The organism is Pseudarthrobacter sp. P1, assembly GCF_050156935.1.
GTDB lineage: Bacteria > Actinomycetota > Actinomycetes > Actinomycetales > Micrococcaceae > Specibacter.
The window spans coordinates 4,194,579-4,216,626 of the sequence record NZ_CP189584.1 but is presented as its reverse complement, the minus strand read 5'-3'; the positions used below and the strand labels follow the sequence as shown (position 1 = coordinate 4,216,626).

Below are 22,048 nucleotides of genomic sequence, written 5' to 3'. Positions count from 1 at the left end.
GCAACTGGGTGGCAGTTGTTGCAGTTCTCAGCGTCGAGAGCTGCAACAACTGCCACCCAGTTTTCGTTTAACCCTCGTTTAGCCGAAGCCCAGCAGCGGGCCGGCGGTGAAGGCGGCGATGTCCAGCAGGGCGTGCGCCACCACCAGCGGGGCCAGCCGGCCGAAGCGCTTGTAGACCCAGCAGAACACCAGGCCCATGGCAAAGTTGCCCAGGAACGGGCCAAACCCCTGGTACAGGTGGTAGCTGCCGCGCAGCAGCGAACTGGCCAGCACCGCCGCCCAGGGCCCCCAGCCGAAGCGCTCCAGCCGGTTCAGCAGATAGCCGACGACGATGACCTCCTCCACCAGCGCGTGCCGGATGGCCGAGAGCACCAGCACCGGAATGGTCCACCAGTAGGCGTCCAGCGCGCTGGGAATGATCTCGGTGGTCACACCCAAGGCCCGGCCCAGCGCATAGAGCCCCAGCGAGGGCAGCCCCATCGCCAGCATCAGCCCGATCCCCCACAGCACGTCCCGCACCGGCCGGTCCGCCGTGAAGCCCAGGACTCGGAAGGCGGATTTGCCCGGCTGCCACAGGAAGTAGAGCACCAATGCCACCGGAACCAGGGCAAAGCCAATGTCCAGCAACTGGTAGAGGAGGTCAAACACCTCGCGGCTGCTGCGCTCGGGGTTCAGCGTGGACGTGGCCTGGGCCAACGGCCCGCGGGTGGCCTTGTCCAGCAGCTGCACCACCGAATACACGGCCGATTGCCCCAGCGACAGGCCGAGCACAATCCACAGCTGCGCCCGCAGCCGGGCGGTGTGCCGGGGGCGGGAATCGGCCACGGGCTTGGCCAGGGATCCAGTCATGGGGTCCATTCTGCCGGGCAATGCTGGGGATTGCGCGAAAGCACGGCACCACGACGGCGGCGGGCGGCACGGCGCGCACCGCCGCCGTCGTCCCCGGCACTAGGATTGGCGTCCATGAGCGCCCCCCGCCAGATCATCATGGTCCGCCACGGACAATCCGCGGCCAACGTGGACCAGACACTGTACAACCGCGTCCCCGACTACCGGATCCCCCTGACGGAGCTGGGCGTGGAGCAGGCCACGGCGGCGGGTGAGCGCATCCGGCGCCAGCTGGACGGACAAAAGGTCTGCATCTATGTCTCCCCCTACCTGCGGGCCTACCAGACCCTGGAGGCCCTGAAGCTCGGAGACCTGGTGGAGCGGGTCATTGAGGAGCCGCGGCTGCGCGAGCAGGACTGGGCCAACTTCCAGAACCCTGCGGACATTGCGGACCAGCGCGAGCTCCGCAACGCCTACGGGCATTTTTTCTACCGCTTCCGCGACGGCGAATCCGGTTCCGATGTCTACGACCGCGTCTCCTCCTTCATGGAGACGCTGTACAGGCATTGGAACAAATCCGCCTACGCCCCCAACACGCTGCTGGTGACGCACGGGCTGACCATGCGGCTGTTCTGCATGCGCTGGTTCCACTGGTCCGTGGAGTATTTTGAATCGCTCAACAACCCCGGCAACGCCGAGGTCCGCACGCTGCTGCGGCAGGGGCAGCGCTACGCGCTGGACACCGCCTTCGACCAGTGGTCCCTTACCCCCATGAGCCAGACGGTACTGGACGCCCCCCACAGGGACTGGTGACCGCAACCGGCGGCCAGGCTGGCCTGGCGGCACCGGCTATTACGTCATAATCCTCTAGCGTAATTGGCGCAGCGGCGGGAAGTAAGGATAGCCTTGGCTTCGGCATGGAGAATTCTCCGTGCCATTTGTTCCCAGAAGCCGGAGCCTTTAGCGTGCTTGCAACCTTGGTGATTGGCCTGCGTGAAGGTCTGGAAGCCGCACTGATCGTCGGCATGATCGCCGCCTTCCTGCGCCGCAACGGGGCATCCCTGGTTCCCATGTGGATCGGCGTCGGCGCCGCGGCATTCCTTAGCGCCGCCGTCGGGCTGGTCCTGGAACTGGTCTCCGCGGGACTGCCGCAGGCCCAGCAGGAGGGCATGGAATCGGTGATCGGCCTCGCGGCCGTGGGCATCGTGACCTTCATGATCCTGTGGATGGCGAAGAATGCCCGCGGCATGAAGTCCGCCGTGGAGGTGCACGCATCCAGCGCCCTGGGCGGCGGATCCGCGCTCGCGCTGGCCGGCATGGCCTTTTTGGCGGTGCTGCGCGAGGGCGTGGAGACGGCAGTGTTCCTGGTGGCGGCCTTCCAATCCTCGCTCGATCCCCTCCAGGCCGGTGCCGGCGCCGTGCTGGGCCTGGTGCTGGCCACCGCAGCCGGCTATGGCCTGTACCGCGGCGGGGTGAAGATCAATCTGGCCAAGTTCTTCAAGGGCACCGGCATCTTCCTGATCTTCGTGGCCGCCGGCCTGGTGATGAAATCGCTCCGCACCGCGCACGAGGCCGGCTGGATCACGCTCGGCCGGGGTTCCACTGTCTCGCTGGCCTGGCTGGCACCCAATGGTTCCTGGCAGGCGGCCCTGCTGACCGGCGTCTTAGGCATCCCCTCGGATCCGCGCGTCATAGAGGTCCTGGGCTGGCTGCTCTATCTGGTGCCCATGCTGGCCTTCATCGTGCTTCCGCGCCGCTTCCGCCCCGCCCGGACCCCGCGCGCCAAGCTGGCCGCCGCCGGCGCCCTCGCGGCTGCCGCAGCGGCCCTGGCCATTGCCGCCCCGCTGGTGGCCGCGCCGGCGCTCTCGCTCGCGGATGCGGGCACGACGGCGGTGCTGGACTCCAGCTCCAAGCCGTACGGCACGCTGTCCGTGGCACCCGGCGGCGTGCTCACGCTGGCGTCCGATGCCGGCGGCCGCACCTACGACCTCTCCGGCGCCTGGCAGCGCTCCGTCGGCCACCTCGGAACCACAGCAACCGAATATGTACTGCCCATCCAGCCCGCCTTGGCAGAACCGGCCAGCCTCGGCCCGGTGGAACTGGCCAAGCTCAACGGCGGCCGGCTCCCCGTGGGCATCAGCGCCCAGAACAACCCCGGTCCCTACGACGCCGTCTGGAACCATACAGGCGAGCTGACCGTCTGGATTGCCGGCACCACGGTGCTCAATGCCGCCAGCACGGCCACCAGCACCGTCACCCTCAGCGGCGGCGGGCTGGGCACCGCCCGGACCGTGGTGCTGCCCGGCCAGGATGCCTGGGCCGTAGCACCGGATGCCTCCGCCGCCACCGCCCAGGCGCTCGCCCGGGCCGCTGCGGCCCGCAACGAACTGCCGCTGTGGCAGCTCTGGCTCCCCTCCGCGCTGGCTGCGGCCGCATTGGTGCTGGCCGTCTCGGCCGTGCGTCGGCGCCGCGCGGACGCAGCCGCGGCATCCGCACCCGCGGCTCCGGCACCGCGAACCCAAACGGCGCCCGCCGCCGTCGACGGTTCCGGGCCGCCGGCCCCGGCCCGCACCACTGCCCACAGCACGCCGTAGCGAACCCTCATGACGGACGCCACGCACCGGGCGGCCCAAGCCTTTCCCTTCCCCCGTTTCCCCTCCCCCTCCCCCGCAACGATTGCCCCGGATCCACCCGGCAAGTGAAGGACCATCGATGAATTTCTCCTCCCGCAAGCGGACCACCGCATTGCTCGTTGCCAGCCCCGCTGTCCTGGCATTGGCCCTGGCCGGTTGCTCGGGCCCCGCTGCCGAAAGCCAGGCCACTGGCTCAGCCGGCGGCAGCGCACCCGTCAGCAACGGCACGGCCACGGTCAAGCTGTCGGTGCAGCAGGTTGGCGGCAAGGACCAGTGCGTCCCCGACTTCAACCAGGCCCCGGCCGGTCCCGTCACCTTCCAGGTCTCCAACAAGGACGCCTCCGGCGTGAGCGAGGTGGAACTGCTCAGCGACAAGCGGATCCTGGGCGAGCGCGAAAACGTGATTCCCGGCCTGAAGTCCGTCAGCTTCACCGTCACGCTCACCGGTGGCAGCTACCAGCTCTACTGCCCCGGAGCGGGCACCGAATACCTGCCCTTCACCGTCACGGGCACCAGCACGGCCACTGCCTCCAGCGATGTGGCGGACCAGCTCACGGCCGGCACCGCCGGGTACGCCGGCTACGTTTCCGGCCAGGTGGACTCCCTGGTGGATGCCGTTGCCGCACTGAAGATCGCCGTCGACTCCGGCGATGTGGCGGCCAGCCAGAAGGCCTATGCGGCCGCCCGCCCGTTCTACGAGCGCATCGAGCCGGTTGCCGAGAGCTTCCCGGACCTGGATCCGGCCCTGGACCTCCGCGTGGCCGACGTCGAGCCCGGCACGCCCTGGACCGGCTTCCACCCGCTGGAGAAGGACCTGTTCGAGTCCAAGGCCATCACCGAGTCCACCAAGGCGCTGGCCGCCGGGCTGGTGGAAAACATCGGCAAGCTCAAGGAGGCCACCACGGGCCTGGGGTACAAAGCCGAGGAGCTCGCCAACGGCGCCAGCGGCCTGCTGGAGGAGGTCCAGTCCTCCAAGATCACCGGCGAGGAGGAGGCCTACTCCAAGCTGGACCTGCTGGACTTCGCCGCCAACGTCGAGGGCTCGCAGCAGGCCTTTGAATACCTCAAGCCCGCCCTGGTCGGGATCGATGCCGATCTGGCCAAGACCATCTCCGCCCAGTTCGACACCGTCACCGCGGCCCTGGACTCCTACAAGGACGCCGGCTCGCTGGGCGGCTGGAAGCCCTACACCGAGGCGCTGAAGGCCTCGGATGCGGCCAAGCTGACCGCACTGATCCAGGCCCTGCAGGATCCGCTCTCGAAGATTGCCGCGAAGGTTGCGACGGCCTAGATGAGCGTCCCGCAGAACCAGAACGACGGCGTGTCCCCCGCCACCGGGGCGGCATCGCCCGAGGACCCTGCCACCGAAAGCGCCGGCGGTTGCCCCATGGGTGCCGGCGGCGGGGTGTCCCGGCGCAAATTCTTTGGCAGCACCGCCGGCACTGCAGTCCTTGCGGCGGCGGCAGGCGTTGTTGCCGGCGCAGGCGCCGGGATGGCGGGGGCCAACGCACTCGCCGGAGCCCAGGAACCGGCCCAACCGGGCATCTCCGCCCTTTCCGCCATGCAGTCACAGCTCGCGTACCCGTTCTATGGACCGCACCAGGGCGGCATTTCAACGCCGCCGCAGGACCATCTGGTGTTCATGTCCTTCGACCTGACCACCACCAGCCGCACTGACCTGCAGCTGGTGCTGGCCAAGTGGAGTGCGGCCATGGCCGAGATGACCGCCGGCAAGCCCGTGGGTGCCACGGAGCCGGGCCGCGAGCAGGCTGTGCCCGTGGACACCGGCGAGGCCAATGGCATGGGGCCGCAGGGGCTGACCCTGACGCTCGGCTTCGGCCCGTCCCTCTTTGACGCCCGTTTTGGGCTGGAATCGTTCAAGCCTGCCAACTTTGCTCAGCTGCCGGCCATGGCCGGTGAGTCGCTGCAGCCCGGGCTGACCGGTGGCGACCTGTGCATCCAGGCCTGCGCGTACGATCCCTAGGTGGCCTACCATGCGGTCCGCAACCTGGCCCGGATGGCACGCACGCAGGTCAAGACGCGCTGGACGGTGCTGGGCTTTGGCCGCGCGTCGGCCGGGGCCAACCAGCAGACCCCGCGCAACCTGATGGGTTTCAAGGACGGCACCCGCAACATCACGACGGATGAGGACAGGGCCGCACATGTCTGGGCCGGGGCAGAAACCGGGCAGTCCTGGATGAACGGCGGCACCTACCTGGTGGCCCGCAAGATCCACATGCTGATCGAGACCTGGGATTCGGACGCCATCGGGGACCAGCAGAGCATCTTCGGCCGCACCAAGAACGAGGGTGCCCCGCTCTCCGGCAAGGCCGAGCATGACGTCCCGGATTTCGCGGCCACCGGCAGCGAAGGGAAGCCTGCCATCGAGGCGGACTCGCACATTGCACTGGCGGCCCATGAGAACAACGCAGGCACCAAGATCCTGCGCCGCGGCTACAACTTCACCGACGGTTTGGACAGCGTGGGCCGGCTGGATGCGGGGCTGATGTTCCTGAGCTTCCAGAAGGATCCGGCGCAATTTGTGGCCCTGCAGCGCAAGCTGGGTTCCTCGGACCGGCTCAACGAGTACATCCGACACGTGGGCTCCGCCGTCTTCGCCGTCCCGGCGGGGCTCCCCGCGGCCGGGCACTACTACGGCCAGGAGTTCTTCGCCTAAACGAGGCCATCTGTCCCGCACTTATCGCACGCTTGGGCGTCCAAGCGTGCGATAAGTGCGGGACAGATGCGGGTTGAAGCATTGACGGGCCTTGGTGGTCTGGCTACTATTCCGAATAGCAAGAATTTTGTTTTGCATTATGGAAACCATGCACCGACCGGCCCCTCTTTCGCCGGCGGCCTGCGTCCGATGCACCCACCCCTTACGACCCCTCCGGGAGACATCCATGACCACCCAACTCGCACCGGGCCAGAGCGCCCCCTCCTTTGAACTCACCGACGCCACGGGATCCACCGTTGCCCTGTCGGATTTCCAGGGGAGGAATGTCGTGGTGTATTTCTATCCCAAGGCCGCGACCCCCGGATGCACCACCGAGGCCTGCGATTTCCGCGACAACCTGGCCAGCTTAAAATCGGCCGGCTATTCGGTCCTGGGCATCTCCCCGGATCCGGCCTCTTCCCTTCAGTCGTTCATCGCGGACCATGGCCTCAACTTCCCGCTGCTGTCGGACGAGGGCAGCGCCGTCGCCAACATCTACGGAGCCTGGGGCGAGAAGGTCGTTGACGGCAAGACGGTGGAGGGCGTCCTTCGCACCACGGTGGTCATCGACGGCAACGGCCAGGTCGTCTCCTCGGAGTACAACGTCGCCGCAGCAGGCCACGTACGCCGCCTGCGCGATTCCCTGGGCCTGTCCTAGGCCCCGCCGGCACCGCGCCAAAAACCGCTCCTGCGGCCTCCACTTCCGGGTGGGGGCCGCAGTTTTGTGTCCCGGTTTGCGCCCCGGATTTGCGCGTCCCAGCCCCCTGGAATTGCGCTTTTGGCAGGTCGCGGTAAATTAGCCCTTGACAAGTGAAAAGTGATGCGATTCACTATTACACATACTGAAATAACAGTTCCACGATACGAAACGTTGACCAGCCAGAGTCAGCCGAGTTTTCAGACCGGCCGTTCCGTATAGCCCACGCCGTGGATGCCAGTATCTGTCGCAAGGAACACCATGTTGCTTGAACAATGCAACGAGGCCGTGCGTGCGGAGCTGGAAGATGTGCTCCGACCCTGTCTCGATATCCAACGCTGGATCGACGAGATCATCGATGCCCGCCCCTATGAGAGCCGGGAAGCACTTCTCGACTCCGCCAGAATCGCAGCGGATCCCTTCACGATCCCTGAGATTGAATCGGCACTGTCGCACCACCCCCGGATCGGCGAGAAGGCCGCCGGAACCACCAAGGAAGCCCAACTCTCGACGTCGGAGCAGTCCCGGGTCACGGGGGAGGATCCAGCCATTTTGGCGGCCATCGCCGAGGGCAATCTGGCCTACGAGTCCAGGTTTGGCCGGGTCTTCCTGATCCGGGCGGCCGGACGCAGTGCCCGGGACATCCTTGGCTCGCTCACCCAGCGGCTCAACAACTCCCCCGAGGCGGAAATGGCCACCGTGGCGCAGCAGCTGCGCGAGATCGCGCTGCTCCGCCTTGAAGGAGCGCTGGCCGCATGAGTGTTTCACATGTCACCACGCACATCCTGGACACCTCCTCCGGCAAGCCCGCGGACCACGTCGCTGTGGAGCTTTTCGCCGCCGACGGCACCGCCTGGACGCATCTTGCCGCAGGTGTGACAAATGCGGCCGGCCGGATCCCTGACCTGGGACCGGAGGTGCTGGCGCCGGGGAACTACCAGCTGCGTTTTGGCACCGGCGCCTACTTTGCCCGGACCTCCACCGAGACCTTCTTTCCCGAAGTCGTGCTGACCTTCACGGTTGCAGCCGGCGAGGACCACTACCACGTCCCCCTGCTGCTGAGCCCCTTCTCCTACTCCACCTACCGAGGCAACTAACCATGAGCGAAAACAGCAAGATCATCCTGGGCGCCAACCAGTACGGCAAGGCCGAAGTCCGCCTGGTCAAGGTCACCCGCGACACGGACCGCCACGAGATCGAGGACCTCAACGTCACCTCGCAGCTGCGCGGCGACTTCGCCGAAGCGCACCTCACGGGCGACAACGCGCACGTGGTGGCAACCGACACCCAAAAGAACACCGTCTATGCCCTGGCCCGCGAGGGCGTGGGCTCGCCGGAGGCATTCCTGCTCCGCCTGGCCGAGCACTTCACGTCCAGCTTTGACTGGGTGTCCGGCGGGCGCTGGGCGGCCGAACAGTACAGCTGGGACCGCATCCAGGCCAACGGCATCGGCCATGAGCACTCGTTCGTGCGCAACGGCCAGGAAATCCGCACCGCGGTGCTGGTGGTCGACGGCGAGAACAAGCACCTGATTGCCGGCCTCAAGGACCTGACGGTCCTCAAGACCACCCAGTCCGGTTTTGTCGGCTACCCGAAGGACAAGTACACCACCTTGGCCGAAACGACCGACCGCATCCTGGCCACGGATGTGTCGGCCCGGTGGCGGTTCAACACCACCGAGGTCGACTTCAACAAGTCCTACTCAGATGTGAAGGCACTGCTCCTGGAAGCGTTCACCGGGGGATACTCCCACGCCCTGCAGCAGACGCTGTTCGAGATGGGCCAGAAGGTCCTGTTGGCGCACCCGGAGATCGATGAGATCAAGTTCTCCATGCCCAACAAGCACCACTTCCTGGTGGACCTGTCGCCGTTTGGCCTCGACAACCCGAACGAGGTCTTCTTTGCCGCGGACCGGCCCTACGGCCTGATCGAGGCCACTGTGCTGCGCGAGGATGCCAGCGGCGCCGGCAACGCCTGGGACGGCATCGCCGGCTTCTGCTAGAAGCCATGCTCCGGTGGCCGCCCGCCCTGCGACGGGCGGCCACCGGCCCATCACACCACCCAGCAGTACCGGGTCCGCCGCCGCCGGCGCACCCAAGGACAAGGAGGTCCTCAAAAATGCCTAAAACCCCCCGCACCACCACCGGTGCCCGCGCCGTGAACACCCACCGCCCCGAAGACGAACGCCTGGGAATCGGCGCCAGTTTCGCCTACGGCTTCCAGCACGTCCTGACCATGTACGGCGGCATCATCGCCGTTCCCCTCATCGTTGGCCAGGCGGCAGGCCTGTCCTCCGCCGACGTCGGACTCCTCATTGCGGCCTGCCTGTTCATGGGCGGCCTCGCCACCTTGCTCCAGACCATCGGCATCCCGTTCTTTGGTTCCCAGCTGCCGCTGGTCCAGGGCGTTTCCTTTGCCGGCGTCGCCACCATGGTGGCCATCCTCAACGGCGGCGGCGGGCTGCCGACCGTGTTCGGTGCGGTGATCGCGGCGTCCGTGATCGGGCTGCTGATTACCCCGGTGTTCTCCAAGATCATCCGGTTCTTTCCACCCGTGGTCACCGGCACTGTCATCACCGTCATCGGCCTGTCCCTGATGCCGGTGGCCGCCAACTGGGCCATGGGCGGCAACAGCAAGGCCCCCACGTACGGCAGCGTCGGCAACATTGGCCTGGCCGCCGCCACCCTGGCGATTGTGCTGCTGCTGAGCAAGGTGGGCAGTTCCACCATCTCCCGCCTGTCCATCCTGCTGGCCATGATCATCGGCACGGTGGTTGCCACCATCTTTGGGATGGCCGATTTCTCCAAGGTTGCGACGGGGCCCGTCTTTGAGTTCCCCACCCCCTTCCATTTCGGCCTGCCCGTGTTCGACCTCGCGGCCATCATCTCGATGGTCATCGTCATCCTCGTGACCCTGGTGGAAACGTCGGCGGACATCCTGGCCGTGGGATCGATCATCGGCACCAAGGTCGATTCACGCCGGCTCGGCGACGGCCTGCGCGCGGACATGATCTCCAGCACCGTGGCTCCCCTCTTCGGGTCCTTCACGCAGAGCGCCTTCGCCCAGAACGTGGGGTTGGTGGCCGTCACGGGGGTCAAGAGCCGCTTTGTGGTCTCGGCCGGGGGCGTGATCCTGGTGTTGCTGGGGCTGCTGCCGGTGCTGGGGCGCGTGGTGGCGGCTGTGCCGACGTCGGTGCTGGGCGGAGCAGGCCTGGTGCTCTTTGGCACTGTCGCGGCCAGCGGCATCCGTACGCTGTCCACGGTCAACTACAAGAACAACATGAACCTGATCATCGTGGCCACCTCGATTGCCTTCGGCATGATCCCGATCGCCGCGCCCACGTTCTACGACAAGTTCCCGAGCTGGTTTGGCACCATTTTCCACTCAGGCATCAGCTCGGCCGCGATCATGGCCATCCTTCTCAATGTCCTCTTCAACCATCTGAAGGCGGGGAACCCGGAGAACCCATCGGTTTTTGCCGCCGGCACCGACAGGCACGTCACCGCAGAAGTCCTCGAATGCCTCCGGCATGGGGACCGGTGCGAGGACGGCAAGCTGGTCGACGCCGACGGCAAGGAAATACGTGTCGTGGACTCTCCGTCCACGGCGCACTAGAACCAGGAGTCGAAGACTGGTTCTGCATTGGGGCGGTGCCCCCTCCCCATCTGGGCCGATCGGGGAGGGGACGCCGTCCCACTGTTTTTTGCCGTTTTGCCCCCGGAACCTGGGCGCTATCCCCGGCCGACGAAGGGCATGCCCGAAGCCAGGATCTGGATGCTGCCAATGGTGGCCGACGGCGGCAGGGAGGCCATCATCAACACCACCTTGGCAGCCTCCGCCACGGGAAACGTCGGTTCAACCATCCGCCGGCCGTCCGCCTGCAGGGCGCCCGTCCTGACCCCAAGTTCACTCATGATTTCGGTGGCCGTATTGCCTATGTCGATCTGTCCGCACCTGATGCCATAGGCACGGCCATCCAGGTCAAGGCTCTTGGTCAGGCCGGAAATGGCGTGCTTGCTCACGGTATAGGCCACCGAAAGCGGGCGCGGTGAATGGGCCGAGATGGATCCGTTGTTGATGATAAGCCCGCCCTGGGGTGTTTGGGCCCGCATCTGGCGGAATGCCGCGCGGGCGCACAGCATGGCTCCGGTGAGGTTGACCGCCAGGGTGCCCTCCCACTCCGCCAGGCTCACTTCATCGAGGGAGGCCATCGGCCCAAAGACGCCGGCGTTGTTGAACAGGACGTCCAACCGGCCAAACCGCTGCGACACCTCGTTGAAGAGGTTCTCCACCGCCGCTTCAACGGCGACGTCGGTCGGGATGCACACGGCGTTCGGGTGCTCCCCCGCCGTGGCCGCCAGCGCATCCGGGCGCCGCCCGGCCAGGGCCACCTGGTATCCATCATCCAACAGTGCACGGGCCACGGCCCGTCCGATGCCTGATCCGGCTCCGGTCACAATGGCCCTTCGAGCCCCACCATCCAATGCCATACCGCTCAACTCCTCAGTTGCGACTTTCGCGCAGCGCCTTATTTGACGTAACATCTGCTAAATGAAAGTTTTCTTCCATATAATGAAATCATAGCCGTCCCACTGGCGTGACAGCCGAGGGACACCGGTCCATGGACCTCATCCTAAGGACATGGCCCGGAACGCGACCCACCTTGGTCCGGTCGTGAACCATCCATGGGGACCTTGACGACAAATCTAAAGACCCCACAAGCATGAAAGGCCGGATGTGTACCTCTCTGGAGACTCAACACAAATCCTCACCCAACTCACCAGCTATGCCCCCGACACTGACCCCGTCGAAACGGACGAGTGGCAGCAGTCCCTGGATGCGTTGATCCAGGAACGCGGCACCGAGCGTGCCCAATTCATCATGCGCTCGCTGCTCCAGCGCGCCGGGGCCCAGTCGGTGGGCGTTCCGATGGTCACCACCACGGACTACGTCAACACGATCCCGGCCGACCAGGAACCCCAGTTCCCCGGCAACGAGGAAATCGAACGCAAGTACCGGACCTGGCTGCGCTGGAACGCCGCGGTCATGGTCCACCGCGCCCAGGCTCCCGGCATCGGGGTCGGCGGCCACATCTCCACCTACGCCGGGGCCGCGACCCTGTACGAGGTCGGCTTCAACCACTTCTTCCGCGGCAAGGACCACCCCGGCGGCGGGGACCAGGTCTTCTTCCAGGGCCACGCGTCCCCGGGCATGTACGCCCGCGCGTTCATGGAGGGCCGCCTGTCCGAGGAGGACCTGGACGGGTTCCGGCAGGAAAAGTCGAAGGCCGGCCACGCGCTCTCCTCCTACCCGCACCCGCGCCTGATGCCCACGTTCTGGGAATTCCCGACCGTGTCGATGGGCATCGGCCCGATGAACGCGATCTACCAGGCCCAGTCCAACCGGTACCTGCACCACCGCGGCATCAAGGACACCTCCGACCAGCAGGTCTGGGCGTTTTTGGGCGACGGGGAAATGGACGAGCCCGAATCCCGCGGCCTGCTCCAGCTCGCCGCGAACGACAAGCTCGACAACCTGAACTTCGTGATCAACTGCAACCTCCAGCGCCTGGACGGGCCGGTGCGCGGCAACGGCAAGATCGTCCAGGAACTGGAGGCCTTCTTCCGCGGCGCCGGCTGGAACGTCATCAAGGTCCTCTGGGGCCGCGAATGGGACGCGCTGCTCGCCAAGGACGAGGACGGGTCGCTGGTGAAGGTCATGAACACCACCGTCGACGGGGACTACCAGACCTACAAGGCCGAGTCCGGCGGGTTCGTCCGCGAGCACTTCTTCGGCCAGACCCCGGCGACCAAGGACCTCGTCGCGGATTTGTCCGATGACCAGATCTGGAATTTGAAGCGCGGCGGGCACGACTACAACAAGGTCTACGCCGCCTACAAGGCCGCGACCGAGTTCAAGGGCAAGCCCACCGTGATCCTGGCCCACACGGTCAAGGGCTACGGCCTGGGCACCCACTTCGAGGCCCGCAACGCCACGCACCAGATGAAGAAGCTCACCTTGCAGGATTTGAAGGACTTCCGCGACCTGCTGCGCCTGCCGATCTCCGACGAGGTCCTGGAAAAGGACCCGTACCGGCCCCCGTACTACCACCCCGGCATGGACGCCCCGGAGATCAAGTACCTGATGGAGCGCCGGGCGGCGCTGGGCGGGTTCGTGCCCGAACGCCGCTCCACCCACGCCCCGGTCACGCTGCCGGCGGAGAAGTCCTACGAGATGGCCAACCGCGGCTCGGGCAAGCAGCAGGCCGCCACGACCATGGCGTTCGTGCGCCTGCTCAAGGACCTGATGCGCGACAAGGACTTCGGCAACCGGATCGTGCCGATCATCCCGGACGAGGCGCGCACCTTCGGCATCGACGCGTTCTTCCCGACCGCGAAGATCTACAACCCGAACGGGCAGAACTACCTCTCCGTGGACCGGGACCTGGTCCTGGCCTACAAGGAATCCATCTCGGGGCAGATCGTGCACGCCGGCATCAACGAGGCCGGCTCGGTGGCCGCGTTCACCGCCGCGGGCACCGCCTACGCCACGCACGGGCAGCCGCTGATCCCGATCTACGTGTTCTACTCGATGTTCGGCTTCCAGCGCACCGGGGACTCGTTCTGGGCCGCCGCGGACCAGATGACCCGCGGGTTCATCATCGGCGCGACCGCCGGCCGGACCACCCTGACCGGGGAGGGGCTCCAGCACGCGGACGGGCACTCCCCGATCCTGGCCGCGACGAACCCGGCCGTGGTCTCCTACGACCCGGCGTACGGGTACGAGATCGGGGTCATCATGAAGGCCGGCCTGGAGCGCATGTACGGGCCCGACTCCACGGACCCGAACGTGATGTACTACCTCACCGTGTACAACGAGCCCATCACCCAGCCGGCCGCGCCGGCCGAGATCGACGTCGAGGGCATCACCCGCGGCATCTACCTGCTCGCCCCGGCCACGGTCGACGGGCCGCGCACCCAGCTGCTCGCCTCGGGCGTGTCGGTGCCGTGGGCGCTGGAGGCCCAGCGGATCCTGGCCGCCGACTGGGGCGTGTCCGCGGACGTGTGGTCGGTGACGTCCTGGACGGAACTGCGCCGCGACGGCCTGGCCGCCGAGGAGGACGCGTTCCTGAACCCGGGCGCCCCGGCACGGGTCCCGTACATCACCGCAAAGCTCGCCGGCGCGACCGGGCCCGTGGTCGCGGTGACCGACTACATGAAGGCCGTCCCGGACCAGGTCCGCCAGTTCGTGCCCAACGAGTTCGCGACCCTGGGCGCTGACGGGTTCGGGTTCTCCGACACCCGCCAGGCCGCACGCCGGTTTTTCAAGATCGACACGCACTCCATCGTGGTCCGGGCCCTGGAAATGCTCGCCCGCCGCGGCGAGGTCGACGCGGGCGCACCCGCGGCGGCGATCGAGAAGTACCGCCTGCACGACGTGAACGCCGGCACCACCGGCTCCGCCGGCGGCGACAGCTAGCAGCCCTATGGTGCAGCAAGGACGGCGGCGGAACCACGGTTCCGCCGCCGTCCTTGCGTTTAACCGGGTTCCCCCGGGGGTTGAACGGAGCTACGAGAGGCAGCAGGGTTCCCTGGCCGAGCGAAGCGAGGCTAGGGCTGGCGAACGGGAGCCGAAACCCGGTGCGACGGGCGTGTCCCCGGCCCCCACCGCCGGGCGCGGGAGGTCCCGGCTGCGCACGACCACCGGTGGTTGAGCCCGAAACCACCGGCGGCGGGGTCTCGGCAAGCTCGACCAGCGGGTGGGCTGCGCGCGGGAGGCCTCGGCTGCTCCCGACCAACGAAACCGGCGGGGGTGGGAAGCGCCGTCAGCCGGCGGCATTCCTTGCGTCCTGCAGGCCCAGGTAGATCTTGTCGCGGGCCAGCGGGAGCTCCGTGTAGCGCACCCCCGTGGCGTTGCGGATGGCGTTCGCCAGCGCCGGGGCCACCGGGTTGAAGGGACTTTCACTCATCGATTTGGCACCCAGCGGGCCCAGCGCGTCGCTGGTGGCGGCAAAATAGACCTCGCTGCGGGGCACGTCGGCAAAAGTGGGGATGTGGTACTGGCGCAGGATGTCCGTTTCCACTTTCCCGCCCGGCCCCACCCGGACCTCCTCGTAGAGGGCCGCGCCCAAGGCCTGGGCAATGCCACCCTCGATCTGCCCGCGGCATTGCCGGGGGTTGACCACCACTCCGGCGTCGGCGGCCTGCACGCTTTGCAGGATGCGCAGCTCCCCCGTCCCGGTGTTGACGGCCACATGGAAGCCGTGCACATTGAACGCCACGGACCGCGGGGTTCCGTCCCACCGTCCTTCGGCAGCCAGCTCGACGCCGTGGTCCCGCGCGCTGGCAAACAGCTCCGCCAGGGCCACCGGTGTCCCGGCGCAGAGCACGGCCCCGGGTTGGAGGGCACAGTCGGCCCTGGCGGCACCGCTGTGCCGGGCGGAAAAGTCAAGAATCCGCCCGGCCAGGTCCTCGGCGGCAAGCAGCGTAGCCTTGCCGGCCACCACCGTGCCGGCGGAGCCAAAGGCCCCCGTGTCGTGGTCCGTCAGGTCCGTGTCGGATTGCCTGATCTGGACCAGGTCCGTGCTGCTGTTCAGGGCTGTGGCCGCCAACTGGGCGTGCACCGTCGTCGTGCCATTGCCAAATTCCGCTGTGCCCACGCTGGCAGTGAAGCGGCCGTCCGGCAACAGCGAAATCCTGGTGTGGGCAAAGTGCCCCCGCGGGGGCACGGTGTCGATCATCGACAGCGCCGTGCCGGTGCCGAAGGCCCAGTCGGGGCCAAGCTCTGCCAGGCCAAATTCCCCTGTCCCGGCCAGTCGGTAGCGTTCCTTGCCGCGTTCAAGCGCATCGGCCACCAGGTCCACGCATTGGTCCAGCCCGTAGCTGCCGTAGAGCACGTCCTCTTCGGGTTCCGGGTGGGCGGACAGCATGGGGTCGCCCCGCCTGACCATGTTGCGGCGGCGGAATTCCATCGGATCCATGCCCAGCTGCGCAGCGAGTTCGTCGATGGCGGATTCAACGGCAAAGATCATTTGGCTCAGCCCATAGCCCCGGAAGGCTCCGGACGGGATGGTGTTGGTGTAGACGGCCCGGGCATCAATCTTCTTGTTCGCACACAGGTAGACGGCCAGCGATTCGCTGCAGCCGTGGAACATCACCCCGGGCGCATGGTTGCCGTAGGCCCCGGTGTTGACCACCACGTCCACCGCCAACGCGGTCAACGTGCCGTCGCGCCGGGCACCGGCCTTGAGCCGGATCGTAAACGGGTGGCGGGTGGTGGAACCGGTGAACTGCTCGGTGCGGGTGTATTCCAGCTGCACCGGCCGGCGCAGTGCCAGCGCCGCCAGCGCCACAATGTCCTCGGTCAGCATCTCCTGCTTGCCGCCAAATCCGCCGCCCACCCGGGCGGCGACAACCCGAACGTCCTCGGCGCGGAGCCCAAAGACGCGGCACAGTGCGCGGCGGGTCAGGAACGGCGTCTGGGTGGACGAGCGCACCACCAGCCTGCCGCCGTCGTCGAACGAGGCGATGCAGGCATGGGTTTCCAGCGCGACATGCTGCACCCGCTGGGTTCGGTAGGTGCCCTCATGGACCACGTCGGCGGCCAGGAATCCCGCGGCCACGTCACCGAGTTCGGAGTGGAGCTCGGCCACCACGTTCGTGCCGGGGCTGGCAATCCGCGACACCACGGCGTCCTTGTCCCCGTGCACAGCGGGTGCCCCGGGGCGCAGCGCCTCCAGCGGATCGATCACGGCGGGCAGCAGCTCATAGTCCACCCGCACCGCGCGGACGCCGGCCTCGGCCTCGTGGACCGAATCGGCGACGACGGCGGCAACCCGCTGGCCGATGTGCCGCACCACCCGGTCGAGCACCAGGGTGTCGTCCGGGTCATCGGTGTACAGCTCGTGCTGGGCGGTGGAAAAGTGCTGCTGCGGGGAATCCTCGTAGGTATAGACCGCGCGGACCCCCGGCAGGCGCAGCGCGTCGGAGATGTCGATGGCGGCGATCCTGGCGTGCGGGTGCGGGGAACGCAGCAGCTTCATGTGCAGCAGGCCGGGGAGCTCGTCCGCGGGGACGTCCAGCGTATAGCGGGCGGTGCCGGTGACCACGGCGCGGCCGGCAGGTGCGCCAACGTTGTCGCCCACTTGGCGGCTCTGCGGAGCGGATTCGGTGGAAACACCGCAGACGGCGTCCGAGATTGCCCGGTAGCCCGTGCAGCGGCACAGGTTCCCCTTCAGGTTCCGCGGCAGGTTCTCCTTCTGGGCGTCGTCGAAGGTCACGGCCGTCATCAGCATGCCGGCGGTGCAGAATCCACATTGGAAGCCCTGGGCCGCCAGGAACTGCTCCTGCATCGGATGCAGTGCCTCGCCGTCGGCCAAACCCTCCACCGTGGTTACCGTCCGGCCCTCGGCGCGCACGGCGGGATAGATGCAGCTGTGCACCGGCGCCCCGTCAACATGTACGGTGCAGGCACCGCAGTCGCCGCCGTCGCACCCTTTCTTGACGCCAAACATGCCCTGCTCCCGCAGGAAGGTGCGCAGGCATTGGCCCGGGCGTGGCTCGGCCGTGTGCCGGGCACCGTTGATTTCCATGGTCATGGTTTCTTGCCTCCCCGGGACGGTGCTCCGCCCAGTGGTTCATCGGATAGTTCGCCGAGCAGCTCGGCACGTATTTCCTCGGCCAGCCGGTAGGTCATGTCGCGGCGCCACCGCGGAAGTCCGTGGATGTCGTCGTGGTAGAGCCCCTCGGGGATGGCGGCGTCCAGTGCCCCGGCCAGGGCCGACCGGTCCGGCCGTCCCCCGAGGGTGCCCTGTCCGTCAAAACTTTGCCCGCCAAAGCGCAGCTGAACCGGCCGCTTGGTCGACGCCGTCACGGTCAGCACCAGGGCGCCGTCGGCGTCCAGCCGCCCGATCAGCAGCACCCCGGACCGGCCCAGGTTGCTCAGGGAGAGCCGGCGGAAGGCGGTCCGTGCCCTGAGGGAGGCCGCCGGCAAGGCAATGCTCCGCAGCAATTCCCCGGGCAACAGGGCGGTGCATCCATCGCCCACCACTAGGTCCGCCACGGGCAGCTCCCGCACTCCCCCTCCCGGGGACAGAATGGTGGCGGTACCGTCCAGGGCGGCACACAGGGAGATCATCGGGCCGGCGGGCAGGGCGGTGCAGATGTTGCCGCCCACCGTTGACATGTTCCAGATCTTGAAGGATGCCACGAAGGAGTCGCAGCAGGTGCGCACCAACTCCAGCGCGGGCCACTCTTCCAGCACGCCCTCCCTGGCCGGCAGGTCGTAGAGTTCGGCAATGGTCGCCGTGGCGGCCAGCTCAATACCGCCGGCAGTGGTGGTGATGGCGGGCCAGCCGGCGGAACTGATGTCCAGCAGGCGGCGCAGCACCACGCTGCCATAGGAAAACAGCACCGTCCCGCCGGCCAGCCAGGCATCGCCCTCGTGCCACTCGTTGGGATCGGCGGTGGCCACCACCGCCTCAATGGTGTTCATGTCCATGGGTGCCTCCTAGGCCAGTGCCAGCGCGGCTGGGTGGATGGCGCCGACGCCGTTCCGCAGGGATTTCCGGTGCGCCGGCAGGCGCCGGGCGGCCACGATCTCGGCCAGGATGGACACGGCCACCTCCGCCGGCGAAACGGCCCCCAGGTCCAAGCCGATGGGTGAATGCAGCCGCTCCAGGGACCCTGGATCCATACCAGCCGCCAGCAGTGCCTCGACGCGGTGCTGGTGGCTGCGGCGGGAGCCCATGGCGCCCACATAGGCGAGGTCGAGGTCCAGCGCGGTTGCCAGCAACGGGACGTCGAACTTCGGGTCGTGGCTGAGAATGCACACCACCGTGCGTCCGTCGATCCGTCCGGCCAGCGCCTCGCGCTGCAGGTACCGGTCCGGCCACTCGACAGCCACTTCCTCCGCGCCCAGGAAGCGAGTCTGTCCGGCAAAGACCGGCCGGGCGTCGCAGATCGTGACGTGGTAGCCCAGCAGCTGGGCGCCCGGCAGCAGTTCCGCGCCGAAGTCGTTCGCACCGAAGACCAGCAGCCGCGGCGCCGGAAGCAGGCTTTCCACCAGAAGCGCCGGCGACGCACCATCGTGCTCCGGGGTCTCGGGCGCCACCGTCACCACTCCGGTCAGCCCGGCACGGACCATGGCCTGGACATGCACCGCGGCACGCTGGCCCATGTCCCGACCGGTTCCGGTTCCGGTTCCGGTTCCGGTTCCGGCCCCGGTCCCCGGGCCGGAACCCAGAAGACCCGCCAGCCCGCCGGCGAGATCACCGGTCTTCACGGCCAGGGGGTTGGGAACGGCCAGCAGGCCGGCGGCGGCACCCGGGCGCGCACCGCCGTCGGACAACCGGCGCACCAATGCGACACCGTTCCCGGCGGCGGCCAGCTCCGCGGCACGCCCGGCCGCCTGGAACAAGCGAGCCATGGCATCGTGCCCATAGGGCTGGATATGGACGTCAAGGCCTCCGCCGCAGGTCAGGCCCACGGCAAAGGCGTCCTCGGCGCTGTAGCCAAAGTATTCGCGCCGCGTGCGGCCATCGGCCAGCGAATCCAGGGCCGCCTCGACGACGGCGCCCTCCACGCAGCCGCCGGAGAGCGATCCCAGCACGTCGCCGTTGGCCGAGACCAGCATGGATGTACCCACGGGCCGCGGTGTTGAGCCCTCGGTGGCCACGATGGTGGCCACGGCGCACGAGCCGGCAGCTTCCGCTGTGGCCCGCCAGGCCGGTAGTGATTCCAAGAGATTGTGCATTTGTTCCTCCTTACCGTCCACCGGCGCCCCGCGGGAATCCCGCAGGGCTCCGGAGGACGGTCCAAGCTTTCTTAGTGGCCAAGCAATGCGCTGATCGGACCGCGGGCAAAGTAGAACACGAAGCCTGCCGCCACGACCCACATCAGCGGATGGATCTTGCGTGCCTTCCCGGATGCGGCCCTGACAAGTGTCCAGCTGATGAAGCCGACGCCGATGCCGTTGGCGATCGAGTACGACAGTGGCATGGTCACGATGCACAGGAACGAGGGCAGGGCCACGGAGAACTTGGTGAAGTTGATCTCGCGGATCTGCGCCATCATCATGGCTCCCACCACCACCAGGGCGGCAGCTGCCACCTCCAGCGGCACCACCGACGTCAGCGGGGTGAGGAACATGGCACCGAGGAACAGCACACCGGTGACCACTGAGGCCAGTCCGGTCCGGGCTCCCTCGCCGATGCCGGCGGCGGAATCGACGTAGACGGTGTTGGAAGATCCCGAGGTGGCGCCGCCCACCACTGCCCCGAAGCCTTCGACGATGAAGGCAGCCTTCAGGCGCGGAAAGGTTCCGTCCTTGTGGGCGATCCCGGCGCTCTTGGCCAGGCCGGTCATGGTCCCCATGGCGTCAAAGAAGTTGGTGAACACCAGGGTGAAGACGAGCATCGTGGCGGACAGCACGCCGATCCGCCCGAACGACCCAAGGAGGTCGAAATGGCCCACCAGGGACAGGTCCGGCATGGACACCAGCTGGCCGGAGAGCACCGGAGTGTTCAAATGCCAGCCGGCAGGATTGTCCTTGCCGGCCACGCCCAGGTGCAGAGCGGCCTCAACGAAGGCGGCCAAGGCCGTGGTGGCCACAATGCCGATGAGCAGACCGCCCTGGATCTTGCGGGCCACCAGGATTCCCATCAGCAACAGCCCCACCACGAAGATGAGCGTGGGAATGGTGGTGATGGAGCCATCGGTGCCCAGCTGCACCGGCGGCCCGCCCAGCGTGGGGCGGATGAAGCCGGAGTCGACAAAGCCGATGAAGGCAATGAACAATCCGATGCCCACCGTGATGGCGGCCTTGAGCTCGCGCGGCACCGCACGGAAGATGGCGGTGCGCGCACCGGTGATCCCGAAGAGCACGATCAGGATTCCATTGATGACCACCAGCCCCATGGCCTCCGGCCACGTGACCTCGTGGATGATGGACACGGCCAGGAAGGAGTTGATGCCCAGCCCGGCGGCCAGGCCGAAGGGCAGGTTGGCAATGAGGCCGAAGATGATGGTCATCAGCCCGGCGGTCAGCGCGGTGACGGCACCAACCTGGGGAGCCGACAACCAGCCGCCGGCAACATCCGTCGGGGCGGTGTCCGGGCTGAATCCGCCCAGGATCAGCGGATTGAGGATGACGATGTACGCCATCGTGAAGAAGGTGACGAGGCCGCCCCGGAATTCACGGGCCACAGTGGAGCCGCGCTTCGTGATCTGGAAGAACGCGTCGAGCCGCGGGTACTTGACCGGCGGTGATGGTGCCGTGGAGGGCACCGGTGCGGAAATCTCGCTAGATTTTGCCAGGAGAGTCATTCCGTCCACCGCCCCTAGTAATCGATCCGGGTGTCGAGGGAATTCCAGGTGGTGAACGGCTCCAGCACATCTGCGGCGGCCAACGGCAGCTTCGCCACGGGCATCGGGCGCTGCTCGACCGGGGTGTCGTAGTAGTCGTAGAAGACGGCATCATCGAAGCCCGAGCGGGCAGCGTCATAGCGGTCGGCCGCAAAATAGACGTCCCCGACGCGGGCCCACAGTGCGGAGGCGAGGCACATCGGGCACGGTTCGCAGCTGGTGTACAGCGTGGCGCCGCTCAGGTCAAAGGTGCCCAACTGGGCACAGGCGGTGCGGATGGCCGTGACCTCGGCATGGGCGGTGGGATCGTTGCTGGCCGTGACGCGGTTGACGCCGTCAAAGACCTGTCCGTCCGCCGTGACGACGACGGCGCCAAAGGGCCCGCCGTTGTTGAGGACGTTTGCCGTGGCCAAATCGATGGCCCGGGCCAGATGCGCCTGGCCGTGGAAGGTGGGATTCATGGCGGATTCCTTGCTTCGGGGGGCAACCAGCCACATGAGAGACCCGAGGAACCCGGGCACTTGATCGACCGATTGCCACTTAGACTTGAAAGGTTAAGTTGCGCCTGGTAGATAACTCCCCGCCATTGGGGTGCCCGCCTTGGCATGTGATGAGACTAACATTTCTGCGCAGAGGGGGCAATGGGGCGTGGAAATTTAATTTCGGATGGTGAAATCCGAGACGGCCTTGACGGGCGCCGACATCTGCCCTAAGTTGACGAGTGGCCAATGCAATCGGCCGGACCTGGATCAGCAGACAGGGAGAAACTGAGCTGGCACCCGAGGGTGCCGGCTCTTTTTGTGGGAACCGG

Annotated in this window: 18 protein-coding genes; 11 read left to right on the top strand and 7 right to left on the bottom strand. The window is 67.2% G+C overall.

Translation table 11 applies throughout. The annotated features are described in order from the left end of the window. Positions 1 to 78: 78 nt before the first annotated feature. Positions 79 to 849, bottom strand: coding sequence for a CPBP family intramembrane glutamic endopeptidase (locus ACQCSX_RS19645; RefSeq protein ID WP_427016892.1), 771 nt, complete (start codon positions 847 to 849; stop codon positions 79 to 81). A 114-nt stretch (positions 850 to 963) separates the two neighbouring features. Here ACQCSX_RS19645 and ACQCSX_RS19640 point away from each other — a divergent pair, with 114 nt between their 5' ends. The 10 genes from ACQCSX_RS19640 (at position 964) to ACQCSX_RS19595 (ending at position 10,489) form a co-directional block, all read left to right on the top strand. Next, a complete protein-coding gene (locus tag ACQCSX_RS19640; RefSeq protein ID WP_427016891.1) occupies positions 964 to 1,641 on the top strand; it encodes a histidine phosphatase family protein in 678 nt (225 codons plus the stop codon). A gap of 152 nt (positions 1,642 to 1,793) precedes the next feature. Beyond that, complete coding sequence (gene efeU / locus ACQCSX_RS19635) at positions 1,794 to 3,422, top strand: iron uptake transporter permease EfeU (RefSeq protein WP_427016890.1); 1,629 nt, start codon at positions 1,794 to 1,796, stop codon at positions 3,420 to 3,422. A gap of 118 nt (positions 3,423 to 3,540) precedes the next feature. After that, positions 3,541 to 4,752 (top strand): iron uptake system protein EfeO, encoded by a 1,212-nt coding sequence (gene efeO / locus ACQCSX_RS19630; protein WP_427016889.1) that lies wholly within the window; start codon positions 3,541 to 3,543, stop codon positions 4,750 to 4,752. After that, the gene (locus ACQCSX_RS19625; RefSeq protein WP_427016888.1) at positions 4,753 to 5,445 is read left to right on the top strand and encodes a Dyp-type peroxidase; all 693 of its coding nucleotides are present in this window, start codon (positions 4,753 to 4,755) and stop codon (positions 5,443 to 5,445) included. It abuts the gene before it with no gap. Beyond that, entirely contained in the window at positions 5,446 to 6,138 is a 693-nt protein-coding gene (locus ACQCSX_RS19620; RefSeq protein WP_427016887.1) for a Dyp-type peroxidase, read from the top strand. It abuts the gene before it with no gap. A gap of 226 nt (positions 6,139 to 6,364) precedes the next feature. After that, a complete protein-coding gene (bcp, locus tag ACQCSX_RS19615) occupies positions 6,365 to 6,835 on the top strand; it encodes a thioredoxin-dependent thiol peroxidase (RefSeq protein WP_427016886.1) in 471 nt (156 codons plus the stop codon). Between the two features lie 300 nt (positions 6,836 to 7,135). Further along, on the top strand, positions 7,136 to 7,633 hold the full coding sequence (gene uraD / locus ACQCSX_RS19610) for a 2-oxo-4-hydroxy-4-carboxy-5-ureidoimidazoline decarboxylase (RefSeq protein ID WP_427016885.1): 498 nt from the start codon (positions 7,136 to 7,138) through the stop codon (positions 7,631 to 7,633). Beyond that, positions 7,630 to 7,971, top strand: a complete 342-nt coding sequence (gene uraH, locus ACQCSX_RS19605; RefSeq protein ID WP_427016884.1) for a hydroxyisourate hydrolase — start codon at positions 7,630 to 7,632, stop codon at positions 7,969 to 7,971. The genes uraD and uraH overlap by 4 nt, the downstream gene beginning before the upstream one ends. 2 nt (positions 7,972 to 7,973) lie before the next feature. Continuing rightward, positions 7,974 to 8,876, top strand: coding sequence for a factor-independent urate hydroxylase (gene pucL, locus ACQCSX_RS19600; protein WP_427016883.1), 903 nt, complete (start codon positions 7,974 to 7,976; stop codon positions 8,874 to 8,876). Positions 8,877 to 8,992: 116 nt separating this feature from the next. Beyond that, on the top strand, positions 8,993 to 10,489 hold the full coding sequence (locus tag ACQCSX_RS19595; RefSeq protein ID WP_427016882.1) for a nucleobase:cation symporter-2 family protein: 1,497 nt from the start codon (positions 8,993 to 8,995) through the stop codon (positions 10,487 to 10,489). Positions 10,490 to 10,605: 116 nt separating this feature from the next. On the opposite strand, the gene ACQCSX_RS19590 is transcribed toward ACQCSX_RS19595, so the two are convergent. Beyond that, positions 10,606 to 11,364 (bottom strand): SDR family oxidoreductase, encoded by a 759-nt coding sequence (locus ACQCSX_RS19590; RefSeq protein WP_427016881.1) that lies wholly within the window; start codon positions 11,362 to 11,364, stop codon positions 10,606 to 10,608. Between the two features lie 247 nt (positions 11,365 to 11,611). Between ACQCSX_RS19590 and aceE the strand changes: the two genes are divergently transcribed. After that, positions 11,612 to 14,353: a pyruvate dehydrogenase (acetyl-transferring), homodimeric type gene (gene aceE / locus ACQCSX_RS19585; RefSeq protein WP_427016880.1), complete on the top strand. Its 2,742-nt coding sequence runs from the start codon at positions 11,612 to 11,614 to the stop codon at positions 14,351 to 14,353. Between the two features lie 346 nt (positions 14,354 to 14,699). On the opposite strand, the gene ACQCSX_RS19580 is transcribed toward aceE, so the two are convergent. From ACQCSX_RS19580 to ACQCSX_RS19560, 5 genes are all read right to left on the bottom strand, one after another. Then, positions 14,700 to 17,471, bottom strand: a complete 2,772-nt coding sequence (locus ACQCSX_RS19580; protein WP_427016879.1) for a molybdopterin-dependent oxidoreductase — start codon at positions 17,469 to 17,471, stop codon at positions 14,700 to 14,702. Continuing rightward, positions 17,468 to 18,373, bottom strand: a complete 906-nt coding sequence (locus ACQCSX_RS19575) for an FAD binding domain-containing protein (protein ID WP_427016878.1) — start codon at positions 18,371 to 18,373, stop codon at positions 17,468 to 17,470. The genes ACQCSX_RS19580 and ACQCSX_RS19575 overlap by 4 nt, the downstream gene beginning before the upstream one ends. A 9-nt stretch (positions 18,374 to 18,382) precedes the next feature. Further along, the gene (locus tag ACQCSX_RS19570) at positions 18,383 to 19,627 is read right to left on the bottom strand and encodes an XdhC family protein (RefSeq protein WP_427016877.1); all 1,245 of its coding nucleotides are present in this window, start codon (positions 19,625 to 19,627) and stop codon (positions 18,383 to 18,385) included. 71 nt (positions 19,628 to 19,698) lie between these two features. Then, positions 19,699 to 21,198 carry an NCS2 family permease gene (locus tag ACQCSX_RS19565; protein WP_427016876.1) on the bottom strand — a complete coding sequence of 500 codons (1,500 nt, stop codon included), beginning with the start codon at positions 21,196 to 21,198 and terminating at the stop codon, positions 19,699 to 19,701. A gap of 14 nt (positions 21,199 to 21,212) precedes the next feature. Beyond that, complete coding sequence (locus ACQCSX_RS19560) at positions 21,213 to 21,698, bottom strand: nucleoside deaminase (protein WP_427016875.1); 486 nt, start codon at positions 21,696 to 21,698, stop codon at positions 21,213 to 21,215. Between the last annotated feature and the right edge of the window lie 350 nt (positions 21,699 to 22,048).

Bases quoted from the DNA above. Each gene is read 5' to 3' on its own strand.
- ACQCSX_RS19645 (WP_427016892.1), bottom strand. From the start codon at position 849: ATGACTGGATCCCTGGCCAAGCCCGTGGCCGATTCCCGCCCCCGGCAC.
- ACQCSX_RS19640 (WP_427016891.1), top strand. From the start codon at position 964: ATGAGCGCCCCCCGCCAGATCATCATGGTCCGCCACGGACAATCCGCG.
- efeO (WP_427016889.1), top strand. From the start codon at position 3,541: ATGAATTTCTCCTCCCGCAAGCGGACCACCGCATTGCTCGTTGCCAGC.
- ACQCSX_RS19625 (WP_427016888.1), top strand. From the start codon at position 4,753: ATGAGCGTCCCGCAGAACCAGAACGACGGCGTGTCCCCCGCCACCGGG.
- bcp (WP_427016886.1), top strand. From the start codon at position 6,365: ATGACCACCCAACTCGCACCGGGCCAGAGCGCCCCCTCCTTTGAACTC.
- uraD (WP_427016885.1), top strand. From the start codon at position 7,136: ATGTTGCTTGAACAATGCAACGAGGCCGTGCGTGCGGAGCTGGAAGAT.
- uraH (WP_427016884.1), top strand. From the start codon at position 7,630: ATGAGTGTTTCACATGTCACCACGCACATCCTGGACACCTCCTCCGGC.
- pucL (WP_427016883.1), top strand. From the start codon at position 7,974: ATGAGCGAAAACAGCAAGATCATCCTGGGCGCCAACCAGTACGGCAAG.
- ACQCSX_RS19595 (WP_427016882.1), top strand. From the start codon at position 8,993: ATGCCTAAAACCCCCCGCACCACCACCGGTGCCCGCGCCGTGAACACC.
- ACQCSX_RS19590 (WP_427016881.1), bottom strand. From the start codon at position 11,364: ATGGCATTGGATGGTGGGGCTCGAAGGGCCATTGTGACCGGAGCCGGA.
- ACQCSX_RS19580 (WP_427016879.1), bottom strand. From the start codon at position 17,471: ATGACCATGGAAATCAACGGTGCCCGGCACACGGCCGAGCCACGCCCG.
- ACQCSX_RS19575 (WP_427016878.1), bottom strand. From the start codon at position 18,373: ATGGACATGAACACCATTGAGGCGGTGGTGGCCACCGCCGATCCCAAC.
- ACQCSX_RS19570 (WP_427016877.1), bottom strand. From the start codon at position 19,627: ATGCACAATCTCTTGGAATCACTACCGGCCTGGCGGGCCACAGCGGAA.
- ACQCSX_RS19565 (WP_427016876.1), bottom strand. From the start codon at position 21,198: ATGACTCTCCTGGCAAAATCTAGCGAGATTTCCGCACCGGTGCCCTCC.
- ACQCSX_RS19560 (WP_427016875.1), bottom strand. From the start codon at position 21,698: ATGAATCCCACCTTCCACGGCCAGGCGCATCTGGCCCGGGCCATCGAT.